General features: G+C 70.5%; 22 protein-coding genes and 1 riboswitch. Of the genes, 10 read left to right on the top strand and 12 right to left on the bottom strand.

Annotation, left to right across the window (positions count from 1 at the left end):
* Positions 1–9: 9 nt before the first annotated feature.
* The 7 genes from ACIA5H_RS00250 to ACIA5H_RS00220 are packed head-to-tail and all read right to left on the bottom strand — an operon-like array spanning position 10 to position 7,010.
* Entirely contained in the window at positions 10–1,014 is a 1,005-nt protein-coding gene (locus ACIA5H_RS00250; protein WP_355079611.1) for an ABC transporter permease, read from the bottom strand.
* A gap of 2 nt (positions 1,015–1,016) precedes the next feature.
* A complete protein-coding gene (locus tag ACIA5H_RS00245; protein WP_356965182.1) occupies positions 1,017–2,636 on the bottom strand; it encodes an ABC transporter substrate-binding protein in 1,620 nt (539 codons plus the stop codon).
* A complete protein-coding gene (locus ACIA5H_RS00240; protein WP_397072799.1) occupies positions 2,633–3,745 on the bottom strand; it encodes an LLM class flavin-dependent oxidoreductase in 1,113 nt (370 codons plus the stop codon). The genes ACIA5H_RS00245 and ACIA5H_RS00240 overlap by 4 nt, the downstream gene beginning before the upstream one ends.
* A complete protein-coding gene (locus ACIA5H_RS00235) occupies positions 3,742–4,257 on the bottom strand; it encodes a GNAT family N-acetyltransferase (protein ID WP_379253079.1) in 516 nt (171 codons plus the stop codon). Before ACIA5H_RS00235 ends, ACIA5H_RS00240 begins: the two co-directional genes overlap by 4 nt.
* Before the next feature lie 4 nt (positions 4,258–4,261).
* Positions 4,262–5,224: an ABC transporter substrate-binding protein gene (locus tag ACIA5H_RS00230; RefSeq protein WP_379253080.1), complete on the bottom strand. Its 963-nt coding sequence runs from the start codon at positions 5,222–5,224 to the stop codon at positions 4,262–4,264.
* A 14-nt stretch (positions 5,225–5,238) separates the two neighbouring features.
* Complete coding sequence (locus tag ACIA5H_RS00225; protein WP_379253081.1) at positions 5,239–6,006, bottom strand: amino acid ABC transporter ATP-binding protein; 768 nt, start codon at positions 6,004–6,006, stop codon at positions 5,239–5,241.
* Positions 6,003–7,010, bottom strand: a complete 1,008-nt coding sequence (locus ACIA5H_RS00220) for an ABC transporter permease subunit (RefSeq protein ID WP_397072795.1) — start codon at positions 7,008–7,010, stop codon at positions 6,003–6,005. The genes ACIA5H_RS00225 and ACIA5H_RS00220 overlap by 4 nt, the downstream gene beginning before the upstream one ends.
* Positions 7,011–7,037: 27 nt before the next feature.
* Positions 7,038–7,131: riboswitch (SAM riboswitch) on the bottom strand.
* 385 nt (positions 7,132–7,516) lie between these two features.
* Between ACIA5H_RS00220 and ACIA5H_RS00215 the strand changes: the two genes are divergently transcribed.
* Positions 7,517–8,224, top strand: coding sequence for a hypothetical protein (locus tag ACIA5H_RS00215; protein WP_356965187.1), 708 nt, complete (start codon positions 7,517–7,519; stop codon positions 8,222–8,224).
* 26 nt (positions 8,225–8,250) lie between these two features.
* Here ACIA5H_RS00215 and ACIA5H_RS00210 read toward each other — a convergent pair whose 3' ends face one another.
* From ACIA5H_RS00210 to ACIA5H_RS00190, 5 genes are all read right to left on the bottom strand, one after another.
* Entirely contained in the window at positions 8,251–9,417 is a 1,167-nt protein-coding gene (locus tag ACIA5H_RS00210; RefSeq protein ID WP_397072792.1) for a glycosyltransferase, read from the bottom strand.
* A gap of 35 nt (positions 9,418–9,452) precedes the next feature.
* The gene (locus ACIA5H_RS00205) at positions 9,453–10,235 is read right to left on the bottom strand and encodes an LppM family (lipo)protein (protein WP_379253084.1); all 783 of its coding nucleotides are present in this window, start codon (positions 10,233–10,235) and stop codon (positions 9,453–9,455) included.
* 80 nt (positions 10,236–10,315) lie between these two features.
* Entirely contained in the window at positions 10,316–11,155 is an 840-nt protein-coding gene (locus ACIA5H_RS00200) for a carotenoid biosynthesis protein (protein ID WP_397072790.1), read from the bottom strand.
* Positions 11,152–12,717, bottom strand: a complete 1,566-nt coding sequence (locus ACIA5H_RS00195; RefSeq protein WP_397072788.1) for a phytoene desaturase family protein — start codon at positions 12,715–12,717, stop codon at positions 11,152–11,154. Before ACIA5H_RS00195 ends, ACIA5H_RS00200 begins: the two co-directional genes overlap by 4 nt.
* Before the next feature lie 7 nt (positions 12,718–12,724).
* On the bottom strand, positions 12,725–13,336 hold the full coding sequence (locus ACIA5H_RS00190; protein WP_355079632.1) for an N-acetyltransferase: 612 nt from the start codon (positions 13,334–13,336) through the stop codon (positions 12,725–12,727).
* Between the two features lie 170 nt (positions 13,337–13,506).
* Between ACIA5H_RS00190 and ACIA5H_RS00185 the strand changes: the two genes are divergently transcribed.
* From ACIA5H_RS00185 to mraY, 9 genes are all read left to right on the top strand, one after another.
* Positions 13,507–13,947, top strand: coding sequence for an SAV_6107 family HEPN domain-containing protein (locus ACIA5H_RS00185; protein ID WP_355079634.1), 441 nt, complete (start codon positions 13,507–13,509; stop codon positions 13,945–13,947).
* 329 nt (positions 13,948–14,276) lie between these two features.
* Positions 14,277–14,684, top strand: a complete 408-nt coding sequence (locus ACIA5H_RS00180) for a DUF3040 domain-containing protein (RefSeq protein WP_039797093.1) — start codon at positions 14,277–14,279, stop codon at positions 14,682–14,684.
* A 403-nt stretch (positions 14,685–15,087) separates the two neighbouring features.
* The gene (mraZ, locus tag ACIA5H_RS00175) at positions 15,088–15,519 is read left to right on the top strand and encodes a division/cell wall cluster transcriptional repressor MraZ (protein WP_379253088.1); all 432 of its coding nucleotides are present in this window, start codon (positions 15,088–15,090) and stop codon (positions 15,517–15,519) included.
* A 184-nt stretch (positions 15,520–15,703) separates the two neighbouring features.
* The gene (gene rsmH, locus ACIA5H_RS00170; protein WP_397072784.1) at positions 15,704–16,678 is read left to right on the top strand and encodes a 16S rRNA (cytosine(1402)-N(4))-methyltransferase RsmH; all 975 of its coding nucleotides are present in this window, start codon (positions 15,704–15,706) and stop codon (positions 16,676–16,678) included.
* A 121-nt stretch (positions 16,679–16,799) separates the two neighbouring features.
* The gene (locus ACIA5H_RS00165; protein ID WP_397072782.1) at positions 16,800–17,588 is read left to right on the top strand and encodes a hypothetical protein; all 789 of its coding nucleotides are present in this window, start codon (positions 16,800–16,802) and stop codon (positions 17,586–17,588) included.
* Positions 17,585–19,480 (top strand): peptidoglycan D,D-transpeptidase FtsI family protein, encoded by a 1,896-nt coding sequence (locus tag ACIA5H_RS00160; RefSeq protein WP_397072780.1) that lies wholly within the window; start codon positions 17,585–17,587, stop codon positions 19,478–19,480. The genes ACIA5H_RS00165 and ACIA5H_RS00160 overlap by 4 nt, the downstream gene beginning before the upstream one ends.
* A gap of 293 nt (positions 19,481–19,773) precedes the next feature.
* Positions 19,774–21,348, top strand: a complete 1,575-nt coding sequence (locus ACIA5H_RS00155; RefSeq protein WP_397072778.1) for a UDP-N-acetylmuramoyl-L-alanyl-D-glutamate--2,6-diaminopimelate ligase — start codon at positions 19,774–19,776, stop codon at positions 21,346–21,348.
* The gene (gene murF / locus ACIA5H_RS00150) at positions 21,345–22,883 is read left to right on the top strand and encodes a UDP-N-acetylmuramoyl-tripeptide--D-alanyl-D-alanine ligase (protein ID WP_355079643.1); all 1,539 of its coding nucleotides are present in this window, start codon (positions 21,345–21,347) and stop codon (positions 22,881–22,883) included. Before ACIA5H_RS00155 ends, murF begins: the two co-directional genes overlap by 4 nt.
* A complete protein-coding gene (gene mraY, locus ACIA5H_RS00145; RefSeq protein ID WP_397072775.1) occupies positions 22,880–23,956 on the top strand; it encodes a phospho-N-acetylmuramoyl-pentapeptide-transferase in 1,077 nt (358 codons plus the stop codon). Before murF ends, mraY begins: the two co-directional genes overlap by 4 nt.
* Positions 23,957–23,992 lie beyond the last annotated feature (36 nt).

The following is a 23,992-nucleotide window of genomic DNA, read 5'->3' as shown; positions in this document are numbered from 1 at the left end:
GGAGCGGGGTCAGGCACGGACGATCGCCTCCTCGGCGGTGTCGGCGGCGGTCTGCTCGGACTCGCCGCGCACACCGCGAGAGCGGGCGGCGATGCGCGGGTCGAGCAGCGGATACAGCAGGTCCACCGCCAGATTCACGCTGACGAACACCACCGAGGTGAGCAGCACGATGCCCTGCACCACCGGGATGTCCTGCGCCAGCACCGCGGTCTGGGTCAGCCGCCCGACGCCTTGGCGGGCGAAGACCGTCTCCACCACCACCGATCCGGCGAGCATGTTGCCGACCAGGACCCCCGCGATGGTGAACGCGGGCACACTGGCCGGGCGCAGCACGTGCGTGCGCCGCACCCACCAGCGCGACCCACCCTTGGCCAGGGCCACGTCGACGAACGGCTGACGCCAGGTCGTCTCCAACCCGGCGGTGAGCACTTGTGCGATGACCGCGCCGATCGGCAGGGCCAGGGTGAGGGCGGGCAGCACCGTGCCGGCGAAACCGTGTCCGCCGAATGCCGGAGCCAGCCGCAATTGGAACGAGAACACTTGCAGCAGTAGCAGTCCGGTCCAGAAGGTCGGCACCGAGACGCCGAGTGACGGCAGCGCGGCCAAGGCGTTGCGCAGCCACGGCCGCCGGGTCTGGGTGGCCGCGAACGCCAGCGCGACGCCGCCCACGACCGCGAAGAGCAATGCGGTGCCGGTCAATTCGAGCGTGGCGGGCAGCGCGTCACCGATCGCGCCGGTGACCGGCTGCCCGGTCGCGATGGAATGCCCGAGGTCGCCGCGCACGGCGTGCCCGAGCGCGGTCGAATACTGTTCCCACAGCGGCCGATCCAGCCCGTAGCGGGCCTGCATCTCGGCGATGGCGGCCTTGTCCACCGGCGTGCCTGCGCCGCCGCCGTCGGCCGCGATCGAGATCGGGTCGGCGGGCAGCAGGTACAGCACAACGAACGACAGCGTGAACGCCGCCCACAGCACCCAGATCGCCTGCAGTGCCCGCAGGGCCAGATAGCGCGCCATGACTATCGTCCGCTCAGCCAGGTGTCGAAGAACTGCAATCGGGCGGAGGCTTCGAACTTCAGATCGCGCGTGTTCGCGCTCGCGCCGATCGCCTGGGACAGCTCGACGGTCGGGAGCTGCAGTCCGGCGTCGAGCACCTGTTCCTGCGCGGTGCGGATGAGCCCGTTGCGTGTCGCGGCGTCGACGGTGCTGACCTGCCCGTTCAGCGCGTCGTCCAACGCGGGGACGGGGCCGCGCGCGTTGAGATTGCGCCCTTCGAGGCCGAAGGTGGTGCGCAGAATGTCACCGTCGGCGCGGGTGGTGTTGCCGTAGAAGGAATCGAAATCCTTGCTGCTCTGGCGCGCCGTGGCCTCCGCCGACGACACCAGGTCCAGCTTCAGCTCGACGCCGACCTGCCGCAACTGCTGCTGCACCAGTTCGAGAATCGCTTGGTTGCCCGCGAACACCTGGCTGAACAGCACCGAGAACGACAACCGCTCGCCGTTTTTCGCCCGGACGCCGTCCGCGCCGGGCAGCCACCCGGCCTGATCCAGGAGCGTGCGCGTCTTCGCCGGGTCGTAGGCCAGACGCGCGGAGAGGTCGGTGTAGCCGGGTGTGGTGCTGGCGAGCGTGCTGGTGGCGGGCTTGAACTGGGGGCCGAGCACGGTGTCGACCAGTTGCTTGCGATCGATGGCGGGCAGCAGGGCCCGGCGAACCGCCGGATCGCGCAACGGACCTCTGGTGACGTTGAGCTGCAAGCCGAACGGCACACCCGGGTTGGCGGTGCTGAGCACCCGGCCACCCGCCGCCTCGATCTGCGGAGCGTCCTGCGGCAGCGCGTCGCTGATCGCGTCCAGCTGCCCGGAGGCGAGACTGCCGGTGCGGACGCCGGATTCGGGCACCACGGTGAACTCGATCTTGTCCAGGTAGGCCTCGCCCCGATGGGCGAACACCGCCGAACCCCAGTGGTAGCCGGTCCGTTTGGCCAGCGTCACCGCGGCGTCCTGGCGGTAGGCCGCGTAGGTGAACGGTCCACTGCCGACGTTGTCGCCGAGGCAGCGCTGCTCGGCAGGCTTGGCCGTGGTCACGTCGGCCAGGATGCCGAGCGCCGCGGTCGAGGACGCTTGCAGGAACGGTGCGTTGGGCTTGCTGAACTCGACCCGGGCGGTGAGCCGGTCCACGGCCGTGGTCCCGACGTAGCCGGTGAGGTAGCTGCTGCCCAGCGGCGCCTTGCCCGAGCCGATCTTCACGACCGAATCGAACGTGTTGCGCACCGATTCGGCGGTGAGCGGCGTGCCGTCGCTGAAGGTGACGCCGTCGACGAGGTGGAAGGTGAAGACTTTCGCGTCGGGGCTCGTCTCCCAGCTCTGCGCCAGCCACGGCTTCAGCTCGCCGGTGGCCGGGTCCTGGTCGGTCAGCGAATCCACGATCTGCCGGGCGACGTAGAGCGTCTGATTGGTGCCCGCCTGGGCGGGATCCGAGCAGGTCGGCGCCTGAGACAGGCCGTAGCGCAGTACACCGCCCGGCTGGGGCGGGCCCGCGTCGCCGCCGGGCGCGGCCGAATCACTGCCGCAGGCGGCCACGGTGGTGGCCGCGGCGAGCGCGCCGGCCAGCGCGACGATTCGGTGACGGGTTCGGATCACGGGGCAACTCCAGATACTTCGGGGCGGGCGAGTTCCTCGCCCTGGTCGGGGTCGGTATCGGCGACACCGGTCGCCAACGGTCGGCTGGGGATGCGGCGGCGCAATTCGGGCGCCACCTCGGCCTGGAACAGCTCGAGGCCGTCCAGGTACTGCCGCTCGGGGCGGCCGTCGCGTTCGGCGGACAGGTGGATCACCTCGTGGCCGAGGCGCTCGTGCTGGCGGCCGACCTTGTCGATCACCTGCTCCGGGCTGCCGATCAGCGCCGAACTGCGGGCCACGTAGTCGTCGAGGGTCTCGAACACCACCGGCAGCCCGCGTTCGCGCGCCAGCGCCAGCCGCGCTTCGAAGATCGGCGCGTAGGCCGCGAGCGCCTCCTGCGAGGTGCGCGACACCTGGAATCCGGCGGTGCCCGCGCCGACCAGCGCGTCGGCGGGGTCGTGGCCGTGGAACGCCCAGCGTTCCCGGTAGTGGCGCACCAGCTCGGCATACGGCTCGATCGGGTTGGTGACGTTCGCCGAGAACAGCGGATCACCGTGGCGCGCGGCCAGTTCCACCGATTCCCGGCTGGTGGCGCTGCCGTGCCAGATCCGGATCTTCGGCTGCCACGGCCGCGGGAGTGCTTTGGCCTCGCGCAGCGGCGGACGGAAGCGTCCCGACCAGGTCACGTTGTCACCGGCCCACAGGGCGCGGAACAGTTCGTAGCCTTCGCGATTGCGGTCCCACTGGTCGTCGGGCGTGACGTGGTACAGCTGCGCCTGTGCGGCGCCGTTGCCCTTGCCGATGATCAGCTCGAGCCGCCCGCCGGACAGGTTGTCCAGCGTGGAGTAGTCCTCGAAGGCGCGCACCGGGTCGAGCAGGCTCAGCGTGGTCACCGCGGTGAACAGCGTGATCCGCGAGGTGAGGGCGGCCAGGTGGGACAGGATGACCGGCGGCGCGGCGGACAGGAACGGCTCCTCGTGCCGCTCGCCGACGGCGAACCCGTCGTAGCCCAGTTCCTCGGCCAGTCGCGCCTGGCCGACGACGTCGCGCAGGCGTTCCCGGGTGCCGGGCAGGCGGCCGGTCCGCGGGTCGGGTACCCGGGTCACCAAGGTGAACAGCAGGAACTTCACGCGATCGCTCCCAGTGCGGGCAGCTGCTTCTCGAAGGGATGCGGCCCGATCTGTTCCGCGGGCAGGTCCGGGTCGTAGAGCGCGCGGTAACCGGCGGCGAGATAGAGGGCGACCGCTTCGGGCTGACGCGGTCCGGTGGTCAGGTAGATCCGCCGGTAGCCGCGGCGCGCGATCTCGGCTTCCAGCTGCTCGAGTACGAACAGCCCGAGCCCTTGCCTGCGGTGCTCCCGCGAGGTCCAGATCCGCTTCAGCTCCGCGGTGTGCGCGTCGTAGCGCTGGAACGCACCGCCCGCCACCACTTCTCCGTCGCGGGTGACGACCAGCAGCGCGCCGTGCGGCGGCGCGAACGCGGTGGCCGGGTGCTCGCGCAACGAGGCGTGCACCTCGCCGGGCGTGCGACCGTAGCGGCTGCTGTACTCGAGGGCGAGTTCGGCGAGCAGGGGCGCGGCCAGGGGGTCGTCCTGGGCGACGCGGTGCACGCGCAGCGTCGGGGTCGAGAGCGGTTGTGTCATCGGCTCAGCGCTTCTTCGGCAGGCCGGGCGGGTTGATCCGCGATTCGGTGACCTTCTCGCTCTGCAGGCCCCAACGGTCGATCACCTGCTGATATGTGCCGTGCTCGATGGCGTAGGCCAGCGCGTGCTGCACGGCGGTGATCAGCCCGCTGTCCTTCTTGGTGAGCACCGCGATCTCGCCTTGCAGCGCCTCGCCCGCGCCGGAGAAGGTGCCCACGATCCTGGTCTGCTTCGCGGTGGCCGCGTGGTAGATCGCCGTCGGGTTCGGGCCGAGGTAGCCGTCGAGCCGCTGCGAGGCCAGCGCCAGGTAGTAGTCGGTGGTCTGCTGGAAGTAGGCGATGTCGATCGGGGGCAGGCCCTCGGCCCGGTTCTGCTCGTTCCACTTCACCAGCAGCTGCTCCTGGTTGGTGCCGCTGCCGACGCCGATCCGCTTGCCCGCCAGGCTCGTCCGATCCTTGTATTCCAGCTTGCTCTGGATCGGCACCTCCAGCGCGACGTTGTCCTTGCGGTAGGTCGCGAAGTCGTACTTCTCCTTGCGTTCCTCGGTGACGGTGACGTTGGAGATGAACGCGTCCACCTCACCGGAGTCCACCCGCACGAAGTTCTGCGACCAATCGGCCACCTGCGCGTCGAGTTTCAGGCCGAGGATGTCGGCGACCAGCGAGGCGAAGTCGATCTCCGAGCCGACCACCGTCCGGTCGTCGGTGGCGTAGAACCGCAGCGGCGGCGCTGCCCCGGACGTGCCGGTCACGACCAGCGTGCCGCGGTCGCGGATCGCCTTCGGCACCTCGGCGGCGATGGCATCGACCTTGGCGGTGCGAACGCGGCCGGACTGGGCGGGGGAGAGGTCGAAGGTGACCGAACCGGCGGGCTGCGCGGCGCTGTCCGCCTCGGGGTCGGTGCAGCCGGTGGCCAGCAGCAGCACGACCGCGGTCGCGGCGGCGGTGACCAGGGCGGAGAACTTCATCGGATACCTGTTCGTCAACGGACTCGGGAAAGGAACGCGCGAGTGCGCGGGTGTTCGGGATGATCGAGAACGACCGAGGGCGGGCCCTGCTCGACGATGACGCCCTCGTCGAGGAACACCACGGTGTCGGCGACCTCACGAGCGAAGCCGATCTCGTGGGTGACGATCACCAGCGCGGTGCCGCCGTGCGCCAGATCGCGGATCACGTCGAGCACTTCGCCGACCAGTTCCGGGTCCAGCGCGGAGGTGGGCTCGTCGAACAGGATCACGCGGGGGCGCAGCGCCAGCGCGCGGGCGATCGCCACCCGCTGCTGCTGCCCGCCCGACAGCCTGCGCGGATACGCGTCCGCCAGGTGTCCGATGCCGACCCGATCCAGCAGCAGGCGTGCCTCGCGCTCCACCTCGGTCCGATCGCGCCGCTGCGCGGACAGCGGTGCGAGCGTGACGTTGTCGAGCACGGTCAGATGCGGGAACAGATTGAACTGCTGGAAGACGAAGCCGATCCGGGAGCGCTGCTTGCGCACCGCGTGGTCGGGCAGCGCGTGCAAGCGGTCGCGGCGCAGCCGATATCCGATCAGCTCGCCGTCGATGTGCACGGTGCCCGCGTCCAGCGTCTCCAGATGGTTCACCACGCGCAGCAGGGTCGACTTGCCCGACCCGGACGGGCCGATCACGGCCACCACCTCGCCGGATCGCACGGTGAGATCGATGCCGCGCAACACTTCGTGCGAGCCGAAGGATTTCCGGACGCCGCGGACCTGCACGGCGGGTGTGGCGTTCATCGGGTCGCTCCGCGCGGTGCGGCGGGACCGGCCTCGGCGACCTCGCGCAGCTTCCGCCACGCGCGTTGCAGCGGCGTCGGCGGCGGCGTGCGGTGCGCGCCCTTGGCGTAGTGGCGTTCGATGTAGTACTGCGCCACCGAGAGCACCGTGGTGAGCACGATGTACCAGACCGTCGCGACCATCAGCAGCGGCACCACCCGTCCGTTGCGCCCGTAGATGACCTGGACCTGGTAGAACAGCTCGGCGATCGCCATCACCGACACGATCGAGGTGCCCTTGAACAGGCTGATCACCTCGTTGGCCGCGTTCGGCAGGATCGAGCGCATCGCCTGCGGCGCCACCACCGTGCGGAATTGCCGCAGCCGTGGAATCCCCAGGGCGGCGGCGGCTTCCAGCTGACCAGCGTCCACCGAGATGAACCCGGCCCGGATGATCTCGGCCGAATACGCCGCCTGATGCAGCGCCAAGCCGATCACGGCGGCGGTGAAACCGCTGATCACCCCGTTCACCTCGAAGGTGAACAGCGCGGGCCCGAACGGGATGCCGACCGAAAGGGTCCGATACAGGTAGGCGATGTTGAACCAGAACAGCAGCTGCACGATCAGCGGGATCGAGCGGAATGCCCAGATGTAGACCCACGCGATCACCCGCAGCACCGGGTTGTTCGACAGCCGGGCGATCGCGAGCGCGGTGCCGAGCAGAAAACCCAGCGCCGTGCCCCACGCGGTCAGCTCCAAGGTGACCCGCAGCGCCGACAGCACCGACTCGGCCGTGATGTACCGCGCGAACGTCGGCCAATCCCAGCCGGGATTGGTGGCCAGCCCGTGCGCGAACTGGGCGAGCAGGATCAGCGCGACGGCACTGATCACCCAGCGCCAGGGATGCCGGGTCTTCGCGACTGTCGGCGTCGTGCCGGTCTCGGCGGGGGCCGGTGTTCCGGTCGGGTCCGGTTCGGTCGGCGCGGCGGCCTCGGGGGCGGTGTCCGGCGCGGTGGACGCGCTCATGACGGGTCCTCGATGATCACTTCGGTTCCTCCATCGGTCCCGGCGGAAGCACCCGCACCCGGTGACCGGGGGGTTGCTGCGACGTCGACGAGCCAGGTCTCTCGGTCGCTCTGGATGGTTGGCGCCGACCCCCCTCCAACGGATGTCAGGGGCGAGCCGAATCATGATGCCCAGCAAGGGAAGCCTGGAACAAGAGAAGTAATCACCGTGAGCGTAGATCTTGTCGACGCCGATTCATCGGATCTTTGTAGTAACCGGGCGTGCGCTGCTCTGCCGAGGGCGAGGTGAGTTTCCGCGCTTCGCCGATCCAGGGCGCGTGGCGCCGGACTGGGAAGGTCCGATGCAGCATACGGCTATCGCCGACGCTGGGGAACGCCGGTGGGCGACGCGGAGGTCCGTTCCGGGCAAACAGGACTCGCCACGAAATTGCTGTGTGCAATCTCGGCTGCTGATTGCGTTTGCCGGAGTACTGTCCCCCTCGATCGTTCCGCCGATGAGGAGGTTTCGTGACCATATTGCGCCGTCTGACCCAGTTGTCCGCTGTCGCGACCAGTTCGATCGCCTTCGTGCTCGCCGGGCCGGGGGCCGCGTTCGCGGCTCCGGATGCCACGATTCCCGCGTTTCCCGAGGACTCCGTGCCGATCGCCGCCCCCGGTGACCTGTTCGGCGCGTATCAAGCCGCGCTCGACGCGTTGCGCGCGCTCGGTATCCAGCCGTTCGCGTACCCGAGCGCGTCGGCGTTCTGCCTCGACAACACCACGGCCGGTCTGGCGCCCGCCGTGGCAGGCGCCATTCCGGGGCCGTGGCCGAAGACCACCGTCCAGATTCCCGGCCAGGACCTCAGCGCCGTCAAGGCCGGGCAGGCCATGTTCACCTTCGTGCCCTACGGGCTCGGACCGGACGGCCCGAATACCGCCGGAATGCAGGTGAGCTGGCTGAACCTGAGTACCGGTCGCAGTGGCACCGCCGCCATGGGGCCGCTGCCCGAGGTCGCGCGTTCGATGGTTCCCGCGGCCGTTCCGCCGGACCAGCGGCCCGCGGCCGAGCAGGCGATCCGGGACTTCCTCGTCGCGTCCCTCCCGATGGGCGGGGTGCGCGCGGTCCCGGTGGACACCGGGAAGGGCACCGTGCTCGCCGCGATGTTCGGCACGGTGCAGAACGGCGCCAAGTCCTGCTTCTTCCTGCCGACGGTGGGAATCACCCCGGTGCCATGAGATTTCCGTCACCGCGGCACGGCTGCTCAGGGAAGCGGCCGACCTTTCCAGCGCGCCGTGCCGCGGCGCCGGGCCAGGTGTGATCGCACCCACAAAAGCAGATACACCGCCACCGACACCGGATGCGCGACGGCGGCAGGCAGATCCGAAGGTTTCAGCGGGCCGCCGGTTTCGGTCGAGCGGGCCAGCAGTCGCCCGGCGACGGCGGCGAGCCAGCCGACCAGGCCCGCCCGGCGGTGCGCCCCGCGGCCGAACACCGCCACTGCGGGCGGCACCCAATAGGCAAGGGCGGCAACCAGTCCCACCGCCGCTCCACCCGTTATCGTGCCGTCGTAGGCCGACCAGAGCCAGCGGGAGTAGCCCGCGTCCAATTCCGCGGCGTCGCGATACATCCTGGTGCGGGCCAGCGGTCCCGCGGCCACCAGAACCGTGGAATGACCGGCTCGCCGCAGCGTACGGGCGATGTCGAGGTCTTCGGTGACGCTTCCGGCCACCGCCGTGTGGCCGCCCACCGAGCGGTACGCGGCGTTGTCGAACACGAGGAACTGCCCGCAGGCCACCGCCGTGGCGGGCCGCAGGCTCCGGTCGGCCGCGGTGACCGGCAGCGTCGAGGCCCACGACCAGCACAGCAGGGGCTGCACCAGCGCCTCCGACACCGAGCCTGCCACTTGCAGGGGCCAGGGGGAGACCAACGCGGCGCGTCGTTCGCGCAGCGCGCCGACCGCCGCCGCGAGCGCCGTCGGAGCCAGCCGCACGTCGGCGTCCAAGAAGATCAGCACCGGCGTCGACACCTCCTCGGCCAGCCGGACGCAGGCGGCGGCCTTTCCGGTCCAGCCGGGGACCGGATCGGACTCACTGTGCAGCAAGGTGAAACGCGGGTCGCCGTCGATCGCCGCGCGGGCCGCGGCGCCGGTGTCGTCGGTGGACGCGTCGTCGAGGACGCGTACCGCCATGCGCGGCACGCCCACCTGGGCGCGCAGGTCGCCGATCAGCTCGGGTAGCCGGTCGGCCTCGTCACGCGCCGGGATACAGACGGTGACCGGTTCGATCACCGTCGTCGGGGTGTTCGTCAACCGCCGTACGGTGATCCGGTTGTACAGCGCGATGCCCGCGCCCAACACGGCGACCGCGGCGGCGAAGGACGGCAGGATCGAGTTCGCGCGCAACGTCTTCGGCAGGTCGGCACTCACCATGCGGGCCACGCTATCGCGGCACACCGACCTGTCGCTCAGCGATTCTGCGTCACCGAGCGCCACCAGCGGCTGAGCGAGAAGCCGACCTCCGGCGCGCCGGGCGCGGCGGGATTGCGGTCCATGTACGCCATGGCCGCGACGATGGCGGCCACCGCGAGCGTGATGCCGCCCGCGATGCCCGCCCAGCCCGCGAACGAGCGGGTGTTCGGGTCGGCGTAACTGACCTCGGCGCGCAATGTGGAGACATCACCGGGCGGCAGCTTCCAGGAGACGACGTTGTCGCCCTCGCGGCTGCCGTTGGTCTTGGCGACGCGGGCCGGGAACGCGATGGTGAACTGCACGTCCGAGCCGTGCGGCGGCACCGATTTCAGATCGACCCGCCCGCTCAGGCTGACCAGGTCGCCGGTGCGCTGGAATTGCAACTGGAACATGCCCTGGGTCTGCTCGGACAGCCCGCCGAGCTGCTGCACCTCGCCGAACGACAGATCCTCGAAGAAGACCTGGCTGCCCATATATCCGTCCTGGGCGTACGGCTCCACCCGCACCTTGGCGGCCAGCGTCTCGGGCGCCTTCAGCTGCGGGCCCTTGTCCCCGGCGTCGGCGGGCACCACGGCGGCGACGATCCGTCCGGACACCCGGTCGTTGGACGAGACCCCCATCGAAACCTGCACCCGCAGGCACGCTGCGAGCATCGGGACCAGCATCGCCGCGAGCAGGACGACCGAAGCGGCACGCGCGGCACGGCGTGGGACCCGCCGCGGCGGGCGATCCGGGGTATCGAGCTTCGTGGTGACGGGACTCGGCTGCACGGGTGACATCGTGCCAGGCCGTCCGCCCGGAATGAAACGCGCCACTCATCGCGCGCGTCGGCGCGCCGAGTGCGGGGAATCACGCCGGGTCAGCGGCGCGCGCGAGCCAGGACGACGAGCAGGGGAACACCGAGCACACCCATACCGGCGAAACCGTATCCGGCCGACGGCAGCAGACCGAGGAACACCGCGTGGGCCAGCGCCGACCCCAGCCAGGTCCACAGGAAGAAGGCCACCGGTACGGCGACCGCGATCGCGCGGCCACCCGGTCGCGCTACCCGTGGGGGATCCGGAGCCGCTCGCTCCCAGAGCGCCAGCAAGCAGCCCATCACGAGCGCGACAGCGAACCAGCCCAGGTAGTTGGTCACCGGAATCAGGTCCAGCCCGGGCAGGCCGGAGTGGGTGTCACACCAGGCCCACTGCCCGTCGGTCACCATCTGCGAATCCAGGAAAAGATCCCAGCCCACCGCGCCCACCGCCGTCGCAAGGACCCGCGTGACCGTGTGCCGTGACAACAACCCGGCCACCACCCACACCGGATACATCCCGCCGGTCCAGGCCAGCGGGACGAGCAGCGGCACCGTGAGCAGAGCGGGCCCGAGCCGGTCGGTCGCGTACTCGTAGCAGCCGAACGGTATGCCGGTCGCGGTACCGATCACCTCGGCGGTGAGCCCGACGCCGGAGACGATGATCAGGAAACCGACGGCATAGCGGAACCCCCTGGTCGCGGTCGCGTGCGCCAGTGCGGCGGCGGCGGAGAGCAGCACGACCGCGACGGTGACACGGTCGCGCGCACCACCCGCGGCGAGTGGGTAACCGATCTGCGCGACGATCGTCAGCACGACCAAGGCGAGTGGCAGCAGAAAACGCGCCGAGCGGTATCGGAACCGTTCTGTCGCCTCGGGCGGCAGTTCGCCCGAATCCGTCATCGTCGCAGCCACCGCGACAACCTGGGCCGGTTCAGGTCGCGCAGCGCGAGTGCGGCGGCCGTCCGTCCGCTGGCGCCGGAGACGCCGCCGCCGGGATGGGTGGACGCGCCCGTCAGATACAGTCCCGGCGCGCCGGGCACCCGCTGCCCCGCCAGCTCGGGCAGCGGACGCCACAGCATCATCTGGTCCAGCGACATCTCCACGTGCATCACGTTGCCGCCGACGAGCCCGAGTTCGCGCTCGAGGTCCACGGGTGTCTGTACGTGTCTGCGCAGCACCGTCTCCGCGAAACCGGGCGCGTAGGAATCGACTTCGGCGATGATCCGGTCGCCTTCCCGCTGCGCGAGGCCGGCCCAGTTCGCCCCGGAGGCCGGTCGGTACGGGTGCCATTGCGCCCACAGCGACAACTGGTGCTCGCCGGGCGGCGCGATGGTCGGATCCACGGCGCTGAAGCTCATGGCCAGCACGACCGGTCGCGGCGGGAGGTCACCCGCCAGCGCCGCGCCGTGCGCGCGACGCAACTGCGCGCGATCGGACACCAGCAATTGCAGGCCGCGGGCGGAGTGATCGATCGGACTGCCGGGATAACGGGGCAGCGCCGAAGTGGCGGCCCGCACCACCATCCCGATCCCGGGACCGACGCGGATGCGCGTGCGCCAGTCGTCGAGCACCGCGCCGTCGAAGCCGCCGTCGCGGAGCAGATCCAGAGTGGTCAGCACGTGGCAGCCCGCGATCACGGTGCTCGCGCGCAACTCTCGGCCCGAGGCGGTGCGCACCCGCCAGCGGTCCCCGTCGCGATGCAGGGCGGACACCGCGTCGCCCGCGGTCACCACCCCGCCGTCGGACCGCAGCCGCGCCACCAGCGCGGTGGTCAGCGCCCCGCTGCCGCCGACCGCGCGTCCCGGCGGCAGCGTGTGCATGAGCGCGGCGAAGCCGACCATCGGCGCCGTGCCCGGCTCCGACATCGGCGGCCCGGACTGCGCGCCGAACCAGGCCAGCGACGCCTTCAACCGTTCGTCCTCGAAGAACGCGTCCAACAGGGCGTCGCCGGATTGCAGGAACTCCCGCGAGAGTGCGCTGCCGCCGTTCCTCGCGTCCAGTCCCCAGAACGACCGCACAAGCCTGCCCGGCGTCGGTGCGCCGCCGAACGCCCGCATCACCCTGGCGCTGCGCGGACCCCACACCCGGACGAACCGGCGGTAGGCGTCCGCGTCCCGCGGGCCGCAGGCCACGGCGATGGAGGCGCAGGTCGCATCCAGGTCGCGATGGAACACCAGGGCGGGGCGATTCGCGTGCGCGGGCGTGAAACCCCATGGGTCGCAGTCGATGTACCGCAGGCCGAAACGATCGAGTTCGAGGTCCTCGACGATGCCGGTGTGGCGGATCATGATGTGCGCCGACGAGCCGCGATCGACCCGGTGGCCGGGGAACCGCTCGACCGTCGACACCGCTCCGCCGAGGACCTCGTCGCGTTCGAGCACTTCGACCTCGTGCCCGGCGCGGGCGAGGTAGCACGCGGCCACCAAGGCGTTGTGGCCCGAGCCGACGACGATCACCGTCACGTGATCCTCACAGCGGCAGCCGCCTGCCGAGGATCGCGAACGGCCGGTTGTCGCCCGCGAAGACGAAATTGCGGACCACGTCGGTGAATCCCTGCCTGCGATACAACCGCCAGGCGCGGTTGTCCTCACCGGCGACTTCGGGCGTCGACAGCAGCACCGCCCGCTCGGTGCGGTCGCGCAGCAGCCGTTCCAGCAGCGTGCCGCCGATGCCGCGGCCCTGCGCGGCTGGATGCACATGCAGCTCGGTGAGCTCGAAGTAATCCGAGAGCAGTTCGCGCGCGGAATGTTCCGGCCAACCCGAACGCCGCATTCCGCTGTGCACCTGCTGATGCCACCACTGGTGCGCGGCGCCGCGATAGCCGTAGGCGATCGCCACGATCGGCGCGTGGCGCAAATCGATCCGGCCGGAGTCGTCGGGCAGCACCGCGGCGACCGCCTGCCAGCCGGGCCGGGTGGTGTGCTCGGTCCACATCGGCGCGCGATGGTTCTCGGTCCCGCGCGGATAGTCCATGGCGGCCACGTAGACCGCCAGCGCGTCGTGCAGCCGGGAGCGCAGGGCCGCCACCGAGAGATCGATGACGGCGGGTGCGGGAGTGTGATTGGGCTTGACGGCGGTCATGGCTCTCGTCGGTCGCGCGGACGCGGAAAGTTGTCGGTGGGCGTCTCTATATTGAAGCTCAATTCAAACGTTCGAATACCTGTTCGGTCCGGGCGGTGCTGGAAAGCGGTGGGGCACGCCGTCTCCAGCGCCGCATACGGGCCAAGGTACGCGAGGGTGGAGGGACGGCGATGTCTGGTCGAGTGGAACATCCGGGCCGGCCCGGCCGGGCCGGCAAGTTGCTGGAGCGCGCGGACGGGTTGCTCATGCAGGCGGCTGGGGAACGAGATCCGCGGGAACGGTTCCGCACCGCCTACCTGGCGGCGCTGCGCGGGGCGGGCGCGGTGATCGCGCTCACGGGCGCCGACACCGCGCCGAGGGCGCGCTCGCGCAACGCGTGGGTGCTGATGCAGCGCGCCGCGCCGGAATTCGTGATGTGGGCGGACTACTTCAGCGCGCGCTCGGAGATCCGGGCGGCACTGGAGGCGGGCCTGGACCGGAATGTCGACGAACACGAGGCGGACGAGTTCTCTTCGCGGGTGGCGGCATTCCTCCACGACGTGGAAGATCTCCTCGCGGCATCGGCCCGGTTGCGGCCCGCCCCTGGAATGACCGGCGGTATGACCGCTTAGTTATCGGCGTGTTGGCCTACCTTCACCTTCGCCCCGGCGACGGGCGGGCTGGTTACGGACGAGGTCCGACTGTGCCCATTAGGCGTACCTCCGCCTTCGCTGCGGCCATGCGCGGGCTGATGACGGACTACGTCCGACTGTGCCCATTAGGCGTACCTTCGCCTTCGCTGCGGCCATGCGCGGGCTGATGACGGACTACGTCCGACTGTGCCCATTAGGTGGTCTGGCCCTGATCGAACTCGTATCATTGGTGACAGATGGCCGCCAAGGTCGGCTATCTGTCGTCTACCCGGAGGCGACAGCCACGTCCTAGTGCCGGGGGAGGTACCGTGCCACTCTCCGAGCACGAGCAGCGCATGCTCGAACAGATCGAGAGCGCTCTCTATGCTGAGGATCCCAAGTTCGCCTCGTCCGTCCGCGGCGGACGGCTACGTTCGACCTCGAGTCGTCGCAGACTCCAGGCCGCGGCGTTGTTCGTCCTCGGCCTCTTTCTCCTCGTCGCAGGCATCGCAGCGCCCGTGAAGCCCGGCGGCTTTCCGATCATCAGCCTGATCGGGTTCATCGTGATGTTCGGTGCAGGCGTGCTCCTGCTGCTGGGCACTTCCAAGAGCATCGCCAAGAACGACCGGTCCGGCGGGCAGGCGTCCTCCGGCGGCGGGCGAGGGCGCCAGCGCAAGTCCGGCGGTTTCTCCGAGCGTATGGAGGATCGCTTCCGGCGGCGGTTCGAGCAGGAATAGCTCGCCCGTAGCCTGACAACTTCAGCACGACCGGCGACGCCGCACCGCGATGGTGCGGCGTCGCCGGTTCGTGTGTGCAACCGATCACGCCGCGAATGATCTTCGGGTCCGACTTCCCCCTCGCCCCACACCTCCCCACGAACTTCCCCCACTTCGCCCCCTCCGGTGCCACACCAGGGGGTTTGCTGGGTGTTTTCGGGCGTTTGTCGCCTGGGGCGGCGCGTGTCGGCAGAACTCGCGAAAGTTCTCCACGCCGGTGATAGCTGACATGACCTGCGGAATCGTCTGAGTCGGGAGCCAGATCACCGCTTGTTTCGATTGAAAGTGGGGGAAAGTGGGGTAATGTGGAGCGCGCAGTACTGAAGGGCCGACCATCGAGGTGATCGAATAGGGAGGTATCGAGATGTTTCTCGGTACCTACACACCTCGCTTGGACGACAAGGGGCGACTCACGTTGCCTGCGAAGTTTCGAGACGATCTGGCGGGAGGGTTGATGGTCACGAAGGGGCAGGACCACAGCCTTGCCGTGTACCCGAAAGAGGAGTTCACCGCGCTCGCCCGGCGGGCCGCGGCCGCGTCTCGAAGCAATCCGCAGGCCCGTGCGTTCGTCCGGGCACTCGCGGCCGGAACGGACGAGCAACGTCCGGACGCGCAGGGCCGGATCGTGTTGTCCGCCGACCATCGTCGCTACGCCAACCTGAACAGGGATTGCGTGGTGATCGGTTCGGTCGACTTCCTGGAGATTTGGGACAAGCAGGCGTGGGAGTCCTACCTCGCCGAGCACGAGGAGGACTTCTCGCAAGCCAGAGACGAGTCGCTGGGCGGAATCTTCTAGCCGCGGGCGCGCGAGTGCCACGCGGTCTCTGCCCGGACGCGGACCCTGACGTACTTCCCCGACGCCAGGTGCCGAAAGTTCGGTCAGAGACCACGGGGCATTCGTGTCCGTATGGAAAGCACTGTGTATCAAGGCGACCCGTGTGCGGTGCGCGACGACGCGAGGCAGACTCCGGGAGGTCTAGGTGAACCGTGAACAGCGCGGTCCCCGCCATGTTCCGGTTCTGCTGGAGCGAGCCGACGCGCTGCTCGGTCCGGCCTTGGCCGAGCCGGGCGCGGTCTACGTCGACGCGACACTCGGCCTCGGCGGTCACGCCGAGCATTTCCTGAACACCTACCCGGGGCTCCGTCTCGTCGGGCTCGACCGCGACACCACCGCGTTGAAGCTGGCGGGCGAGCGGCTCGAGCCGTTCGCGGACCGAATCACGTTGGTGCACACCCGCTACGACGGCATCGTCGACGCGTTGGCGGAGGCCGGTTTGCCCGCCACCGGTTCGGTTTCGGCGATCCTGATGGACCTGGGCGTCTCCTCCATGCAGTTGGACGAGGCCGACCGCGGCTTCGCGTATTCCGTCGACGCCCCGCTGGACATGCGGATGGACCCGACCAGCGGGCCCACCGCCGCCGATGTGCTCAACACCTACAGTCACGGCGATCTGACCCGGGTACTGCGGACCTACGGAGAGGAACGCTTCGCGAGCCGGATCGCCGCCGAGGTGATCCGGCGTCGGCAGAGCAAACCGTTCCGCACCAGCGCCGAGCTGGTGGAGCTGCTGTACGCCACGATTCCCGCGGCGACGCGCCGCACCGGCGGGCATCCGGCCAAGCGCACGTTCCAAGCGCTGCGGGTGGAGGTCAACGGGGAGCTCGACTCGTTGCGGGCCGCGCTGCCCGCCGCGCTCGCCGCGCTGCGGGTGGGCGGCCGCATCGTCGTCATGTCCTACCAATCGCTGGAGGACAAGGTGGTCAAGCACGAGCTCGCCGCCCACACCGCGTCCAGGACGCCGGTGGGCCTGCCGGTCGAGCTTCCCGGCATGGGACCGGAGTTCCGGATGCTGACCCGTGGCGCGGAGAAGGCGACCGAGCAGGAGGTCGAGGACAACCCGCGGGCGGCCCCGGTACGCATGCGCGCCGCCGAGCGGATCCAGGAGGCGCGGTGAGCGAGCAGTGCCCACATCGCGCCGGCCGGGTGCGGATGTCCCGCAGCGGTAGCGGAGGCCGGATGAGACAGCGGAGCGCTGTGCTCGCCCGGCATCCCCGGAGGACAGAGGAGGGGAATCCATGAGCGTGCGGACGCGGACCGTCGAAGCGCCGGGCCGGGTCGCCCGGCGGGTCCAGGACGCCGAGCGGGTGAAGTCGGGCGCGGCGCAACGCGCCTACGCCCGGCGGCGAATGCGCGAAAGTGGTTCGGACAGCGCGTTCCTGCCCACCGTGCGGCGCTCGGCGATGGCGGCGCGCATCCCGTTCGTCACGGCGATCATCGCCCTGCTCGGTTGCGGCCTCGCGCTGACCTTGCTGCTGACCACCCGTGCCGCCGAGGACAGCTATCAGCTCGGCGACGCGCGAGCGACGAACCGGCGGCTGGCCGACGAGCGCGCGGCCCTGCAGCGCGAGGTCGAGGTCGCCGATTCGGCCCCCGAGCTGGCCCTGCGGGCGCGTGAACTGGGCATGATCCCGGCCAAGGACCCGGCTCGCCTGCTGGTCGGTCCGGACGGCTCGGTCACGGTGATCGGCAAGCCCGCCCCGGCCGAGGGCACTCCCGTGCCGCCGCTGAACGCCTCGCCTTCCGCGCGGTCGCCGCGAGGGGAGCGGGTGGTGCCGGTCACCACCACGCCCGGTGCTCCGGTGCCGGGTCAGCCGAACACGGGATCGCAGAACAACGCGCAAGTGAACCCGGCGCCAACGGCCGCGAGCCCGGCCCCGACTTCGGCGATCAACTCGCCGCAGCCCGGGGTCCCCGCGGCTTCGGTCACACCGCAGGCCACTTCGCCCCAGCCGCCCGCGGAAGCGTCGCCGCAGCAGGAAGCCGCGCGGGCCCCGGAGGCGGTGCCCGACGGAGCCCCGCAGTGACGCATCCCAGGCCCGCGCCGCGCAGGCGCGGGCCCTCGGCGCCCCGCACCACGGGCGGGCCGCGGCCACCGCGCTCAGCTGTCTCGGACGGCCCGCTCCGGTTGCGCCTCGGCGTCGGACGAGTGGTCATGTTCGTCGCGCTCGCGGTCGTCGCGCTGCAACTGCTGTGGGTGCAGAGCGTCGCCGCGCCGGGACTGTCGGCCCAAGCGGCCAGCCAGCGCACCACCCATCAGCCCGATCCGGCCATCCGCGGGCCGATCACCGACCGCTACGGCAAGGCGCTGGCCTTCACCGTGTCGGCCAAGGCGCTGCATTTCCGGCCGGTCGCGGTCCGGAAGGAACTGGCGGACGCCAAGGCCAAGAACGACAAGGCGCCCGATCCGGATCAGCGGCTGCGCGACATCGCGCGCACCATCCACGAGAAGCTCGGCAAAGACGCGCCCGCGGAAGCGGACCTGCTGGCCAAGCTGAACAGCGACGAGCAGTTCGTGTTCCTCGCCCAGAACGTCGATCCGCGCCTCGCGGACGAGATCACCGATAAATACCCGCAGGTGGGCTCCGATCAACAAAGCCCACGGGTCTACCCCGGCGGGTCCCTGGCGGCGAATGTCGTCGGCGCCGTCGGTTGGGACGGTCACGGGCAGATCGGGCTGGAGTCGTCGCTCGACTCGGTGCTGGCCGGTACCGACGGATCGCACACCTACGATCGCGGCTCGGACGGCGCGGTCATTCCCGGCAGTTGGCGCGACGAGCAGCCCGCGGTCAACGGGTCCGCCGTGGAGCTCACCTTGGACTCCGATCTGCAGTACTACGTGCAGCAGCAGGTGCAGCAGGCCAAAGACGTCTCCGGTGCGGGTTCCGCTTCGGCCGTCGTCCTGGACGCCAAGACCGGGCAGGTCCTGGCGATGGCCAACGACAACACCTTCAATCCCGACCTGGGACCGCAGAAGTGGGCCAATGCCCAGCTGAGCAACCCGTCGGTCACGGACGTGTTCGAGCCCGGCTCGGTGAACAAGATCGTCACGGCGGCCGCGGCCATCGACTACGGCCTGACCGATCCCGACGAGGTGCACCAGGTGCCCGGCGCGATCCAGATGGCGGGTGTCACGGTGCACGACGCGTGGTCGCACGGCGTCGAGCCCTACACGACCACCGGAATCTTCGGCCGCTCTTCCAATGTGGGCACGCTGATGCTCGCGCAGCGCGTGGGCGAGGATCGCTTCGCCGACATGGCGCACCGGTTCGGGCTCGGGCAGCGCACGGGCATCGGCCTGCCGGGCGAGAGCGCGGGCCTGATGCCGGACCGGGATCAGTGGTCCGGCGGCACCTTCGCCAATCTCCCTATCGGCCAAGGTCTTTCGATGACGACGCTGCAGATGGCCGGGATGTATCAGGCGATCGCCAACGACGGTGTCCGCATTCCGCCGCGGATCGTGCGGGCGCGGATCGCGCCGGACGGCGCCCGCACCGAGGAGACCCAGCCGGACGGCGTGCGGGTGGTGAGCAAGCAGACCGCCGCCACCTTGCGGACGATGTTCCAGGCGGTGGTGCAGCGTGACCCCATGAACGCCAACCAGAACGGCACCGGATGGCCAGCGGCCATCACGGGCTACCAGGTGGCGGGCAAGACCGGTACCGCGCAGAAGGTCGATCGCAATTGCCGGTGCTACTCCACGTCGTCGTTCTGGATCACGTTCGCGGGCATGGTTCCCGCGGAGAATCCTCGGTACGTGATCGGCCTCATGCTCGACGCGCCCGTGCGCAGTTCGGATGGCTCCGGGGGCGGTTCGGTGGCTCCGCTGTTCCACAACATCGCCTCGTGGGCCCTGCAGCGCGACCGCATCCCGCCGTCGGTCCAGCCGTCCAGGCAATTCGTCTTGCAGGCAGGGTGATCGATCCGTTCCGGGGATGTGCGGTCGGTAGCGAAGACATCGGATCGGTGTGGAGGAAGCAGCAGGTGAGTGCGGTGTTCGAGGGGCACAGGCCGACGACGGCCCGCCGTGCGCGCCGCGTCCTCGCCCGGCGGCGTCCGAGTGCCGCGTGGCGCGGTCCGGGCCGGGCGGGCGAACCCGTAGGGTGCGGTGGGCGACCTCCCCGGCGTTGCGACGGGGCGCATGGTCCCGCCGTGACCGGTCGCCGGTAACCTGACACGTCGATCGCCGCCCCCGAAAGGAGCCTGGTTTCTGTGCAGTCCGGTCAACCGCGCGCATTGCGGCCAGAGCATTCGCCGTCAACGCCGCTGGCGTCGCTGGCCGCCGTCATCGGGGCCACGACGAGCGCCGAATCGGACGTGGCGGTCACCGGCATCGAGCAGCGCTCGGATGCCGTGCTGCCCGGTGACCTGTTCGCCGCGCTGCCCGGGGCCCGCGCGCACGGGGCGCGTTTCGCGCGCGACGCCGTCGCCCGCGGCGCGGTCGCGGTACTGACCGACGCGGCGGGTGCGGAACTGGCCGGTCCGCTCGAGGTGCCGGTGCTGGTGCGGGAGAATCCGAGGGCGGTGCTCGGCGAGCTGTCGGCCACGATCTACGGCAATCCGTCCGAGCGGCTGCGCATCGTCGGGATCACCGGAACCTCGGGCAAGACCACGACCTCCTACCTGGTGGAGGCGGGCCTGGCCGCCGCGGGGCTGTCCACCGCGCTGATCGGCACGATCGAGACCAGGATCGGCGGCAGGCGGGTGCCGAGCGCGCTGACCACTCCGGAGGCGCCGCAGCTGCACGCGATGTTCGCGCTGATGGTCGAGCAGGGCGTGGACGCGGTGGTGATGGAGGTATCCAGCCATGCGCTGACGCTGGGCCGGGTGGACGGAGTGCGGTTCGCGGTGGGCGCGTTCACCAATCTGTCCCAGGACCACCTCGACTTCCACGCCGACTTCGAGGACTACTTCGCCGCCAAACGCAAGCTGTTCGAACCCGATTCGCCGGTCGCGGCCCGCACCGCCGTCGTCTGCGTGGACGACGAGTGGGGGCGGCGGCTGGCCGCCGGCCTGCCGAACCCGGTCACCGTCTCGACCACCAGGACCGCCGCCTGGAGCGTCACCGGCGCGGTGTCGGCGCACGGCGGCGAACAAGACTTCACCGCGGCCGGTCCGCAGGGCGAAACTCCCGTACGCCTTCGGCTTCCCGGCCGCTACAACGTCGCCAACGGCCTACTCGCGGTGGCGGTGTGCGCCGCGGCGGGCGTCGAGCCGTCGATCGCGGCTCCGGCGCTGGCGACCGTGGACGTGCCCGGCCGCATGCAGCGGGTGGAGCGCGGACAGGACTTCTTGGCGATCGTCGACTACGCGCACAAGCCCGCGGCGTTGGAGTCCGTGATCGCCACGCTGCGTGGTCATCTCGCGGCCGACACCGCGGGACGGCTCGCGGTGGTGGTCGGCGCGGGCGGCGACCGGGACGCGGCGAAGCGGCCGCTGATGGGCGCCGTAGGCGCGCGGGGCGCCGATCTGCTGATCATCACCGACGACAACCCGCGCACCGAGGATCCGGCGGCCATCCGCGCCGCCCTCGGCTCCGGTGCACTGGAGGTCCCGGAAGCCGAACGCGGCGAGGTGCGGGAGATCGGAGACCGAGCGGAGGCCATCGCCGCGGCGGTGGCGTGGGCGCGCCCCGGTGACGTGGTGCTGATCGCGGGCAAGGGACATGAGGCAGGGCAGGAGATCCAGGGCGTGAAGCACCCGTTCGACGACCGCGACGTACTCGCGGCCGCATTGGAAAGACGCAGTCCGCAAGGTAACCACGCGGAGGACTTGACGGTTTCATGATCGAGATGACACTGCGGGAGATCGCGGAGGTCGTCGGCGGCACGCTGCACGACGTCGCAGACCCGGAGGTGCGAGTGACCGGCGCGGTCGAATTCGACTCGCGCCGAATCGGTTCCGGCGATCTGTTCCTGGCGCTGCCGGGTGAGCGCTCCGACGGCCACGACTACGCGGGCGCGGCCGTCGCCGCGGGCGCGGTGGCGGTGCTGGCGGCGCGGCCGGTGGGCGTGCCCGCCATCGTGGTCACGCCAGGCGGCGGCGACGTGCCGTCGAGTTCGGTCGCGCTCAGCCACGATGCGGACGGATCCGGCGCCGCCGTGCTGACCGCGCTCGCCGCGCTCGCCCGCGCCAGCGTGTCGCGTCTCGCCGCCGACGGCGGGCTCACCGTCGTCGGCGTCACCGGCTCGTCCGGCAAGACCTCCACCAAGGACCTGCTGGCCGCCGTCCTGGCGCCGCTGGGCACGGTGGTGGCCCCGCCTGGGTCGTTCAACAACGAACTCGGCCACCCGTGGACGGCGTTGCGCGCCGACGCGGGCACCCGCTTCCTGGTGCTGGAGCTGTCCGCGCGCGGGCCCGGGCACATCGCGGCGCTGGCCGAGGTGGCGCCGCCGAGCATCGGCGTGGTGCTCAACGTCGGCACCGCGCATCTCGGCGAGTTCGGCAGCCGCGAGGCCATCGCCAAGACCAAGGGCGAGCTGGTCGAGGCGCTGCCGCCCACCGGGCTCGCCGTGCTCAACGCCGACGATCCCCAGGTCGCCGCGATGGCCTCGCGCACATCGGCGCGGGTGGTGACCGTCGGGCAGGCCGCGACCGCCGACGTGCGGGCCACCGACATCCGGCTCGATGACCAGGCCAGGGCCGCGTTCACCGTGCACACGTCCGCGGGCAGCGCCCAGGTGCGCCTGGCCGTGCACGGCGAGCACCACGTGGGCAACGCGCTGTCGGCGATCGCGGTCGCGCTGGAATGCGGCGCCGATCTGGACACCGCCGTCGCCGCGCTGTCCGACGCGCGCGCCGCGTCCGCCCGCCGGATGGACGTGCGGACCACCGCGGACGGGATCACCGTCGTCAACGACTCCTACAACGCCAATCCGGACTCGGTCCGCGCCGCGCTCAAAGCGCTGGTGAGCATGGCGCGCGCGGCCGAGACGCCGCGGCGCAGCTGGGCGGTGCTCGGTGAGATGGGCGAACTCGGCGAGGAATCCGTCCTGGAGCACGACGCCATCGGGCGGCTCGCGGTGCGGTTGGACGTCAGCCGGGTGGTCGCCGTCGGCACCGGCAGGCCCGCCCGCGCGCTGCACCAGGGCGCGGTGATGGAAGGCTCCTGGGGCGAGGAATCGGTCCTCGTGCCCGACATCGCGGCCGCGATCGCGCTGCTCGAGCAGGAAGTGGCCCCCGGCGACGTGGTGCTGGTCAAGGCATCGAAGTCGGTCGGCCTGTGGGAGGTCGCCGAGCATCTGACCGACCCGGCCGCCGTGGCCGCACGCGGCGGCGCGGCGGACAACGGGGTGGGACAGGACACGGAGGCAGCAGGATGAGACAGATTCTCTTCGCCGCGGCGATCGCGCTGACGGTCTCGATCCTGCTCACCCCGCTGCTGATCCGGTTGTTCGCCAAGCAGGGCTTCGGGCAGGAGATCCGGGTCGACGGTCCCGCCAGCCATCAGGCCAAGCGCGGTACGCCGACGATGGGCGGCGTCGCCATCCTGGTCGGCATGTGGGTCGGTTACCTGGGCTCCCACCTGATCGGCATCGGTTACGACGCCGACGGGCCGTCGGCCTCGGCGTTGCTCGTGCTCGGGCTGGCCACGGCGCTGGGCGCGGTGGGTTTCGTCGACGATTTCATCAAGATCCGCAAGCAGCGCAACCTGGGCCTGACCGCGGCGGGCAAGTATCTCGGCCAGCTGTCCTCGGCCGTGATCTTCGGCATCCTCGCCTTGCAGTTCCGCGGCGGCAGCGGGCTGACGCCCGCCAGCAGGCACCTGTCCTACGTGCGCGACATCAGCACGGTGACCATGGGCGTGGTCGTGTTCCTGGTGTTCGTCTGCTTCGTGGTGGTCGCCTGGTCCAACGCGGTGAACCTCACCGACGGCCTGGACGGGCTGGCCGCCGGATCGATGAGCCTGGTGCTGGGCGGATACGTGATCATCACGTTCTGGCAGTACTACCACGCCTGCGAGACCAAGCCCGAGACCGGCTGCTACAACGTGCGCGATCCGCTGGATCTCGCGCTGGTCTGCGCCGCGGGCGCGGCGGCGTGCGTCGGGTTCCTGTGGTGGAACGCCGCACCGGCCAAGATCTTCATGGGCGACACCGGTTCGCTCGCGCTGGGCGGCCTGCTGGCAGGCCTGTCCATCACCACCCGCACCGAGCTGCTGATGATCGTCATCGGCGCGCTGTTCGTCGCCGAGACGGCGTCGGTGGTGCTGCAGGTCGCGGTCTTCCGCACCACGCGCAACCGTCTGTTCAAGATGGCGCCGTTCCACCATCACTTCGAGCTCAGCAAATGGGCCGAGACGACGGTGATCATCAGATTCTGGCTGCTGGCCGCGATGGCCTCCGCCGTCGGGCTCGGGCTGTTCTACAGCGAATACCTCTCCGCGGTCGGGTGAACGAGATGGTCGAACATTCTCCGCGGGCTCTGCGCA

Source organism: Nocardia sp. NPDC051900 (assembly GCF_044452545.1).
GTDB classification, from domain to species: domain Bacteria; phylum Actinomycetota; class Actinomycetes; order Mycobacteriales; family Mycobacteriaceae; genus Nocardia; species Nocardia sichangensis.
Note: the sequence above shows the minus strand (reverse complement) of the source record. Positions and strands in the feature narration are given on the sequence as shown.

Excerpts from the sequence above, each read along its gene's own strand:
- ACIA5H_RS00250 (WP_355079611.1), bottom strand. The coding sequence starts at position 1,014 with ATGGCGCGCTATCTGGCCCTGCGGGCACTGCAGGCGATCTGGGTGCTG.
- ACIA5H_RS00235 (WP_379253079.1), bottom strand. The coding sequence starts at position 4,257 with ATGACACAACCGCTCTCGACCCCGACGCTGCGCGTGCACCGCGTCGCC.
- ACIA5H_RS00230 (WP_379253080.1), bottom strand. The coding sequence starts at position 5,224 with ATGAAGTTCTCCGCCCTGGTCACCGCCGCCGCGACCGCGGTCGTGCTG.
- ACIA5H_RS00225 (WP_379253081.1), bottom strand. The coding sequence starts at position 6,006 with ATGAACGCCACACCCGCCGTGCAGGTCCGCGGCGTCCGGAAATCCTTC.
- ACIA5H_RS00220 (WP_397072795.1), bottom strand. The coding sequence starts at position 7,010 with ATGAGCGCGTCCACCGCGCCGGACACCGCCCCCGAGGCCGCCGCGCCG.
- ACIA5H_RS00210 (WP_397072792.1), bottom strand. The coding sequence starts at position 9,417 with ATGGTGAGTGCCGACCTGCCGAAGACGTTGCGCGCGAACTCGATCCTG.
- ACIA5H_RS00205 (WP_379253084.1), bottom strand. The coding sequence starts at position 10,235 with ATGTCACCCGTGCAGCCGAGTCCCGTCACCACGAAGCTCGATACCCCG.
- ACIA5H_RS00200 (WP_397072790.1), bottom strand. The coding sequence starts at position 11,155 with ATGACGGATTCGGGCGAACTGCCGCCCGAGGCGACAGAACGGTTCCGA.
- ACIA5H_RS00190 (WP_355079632.1), bottom strand. The coding sequence starts at position 13,336 with ATGACCGCCGTCAAGCCCAATCACACTCCCGCACCCGCCGTCATCGAT.
- ACIA5H_RS00185 (WP_355079634.1), top strand. The coding sequence starts at position 13,507 with ATGTCTGGTCGAGTGGAACATCCGGGCCGGCCCGGCCGGGCCGGCAAG.
- mraZ (WP_379253088.1), top strand. The coding sequence starts at position 15,088 with ATGTTTCTCGGTACCTACACACCTCGCTTGGACGACAAGGGGCGACTC.
- ACIA5H_RS00165 (WP_397072782.1), top strand. The coding sequence starts at position 16,800 with ATGAGCGTGCGGACGCGGACCGTCGAAGCGCCGGGCCGGGTCGCCCGG.
- murF (WP_355079643.1), top strand. The coding sequence starts at position 21,345 with ATGATCGAGATGACACTGCGGGAGATCGCGGAGGTCGTCGGCGGCACG.
- mraY (WP_397072775.1), top strand. The coding sequence starts at position 22,880 with ATGAGACAGATTCTCTTCGCCGCGGCGATCGCGCTGACGGTCTCGATC.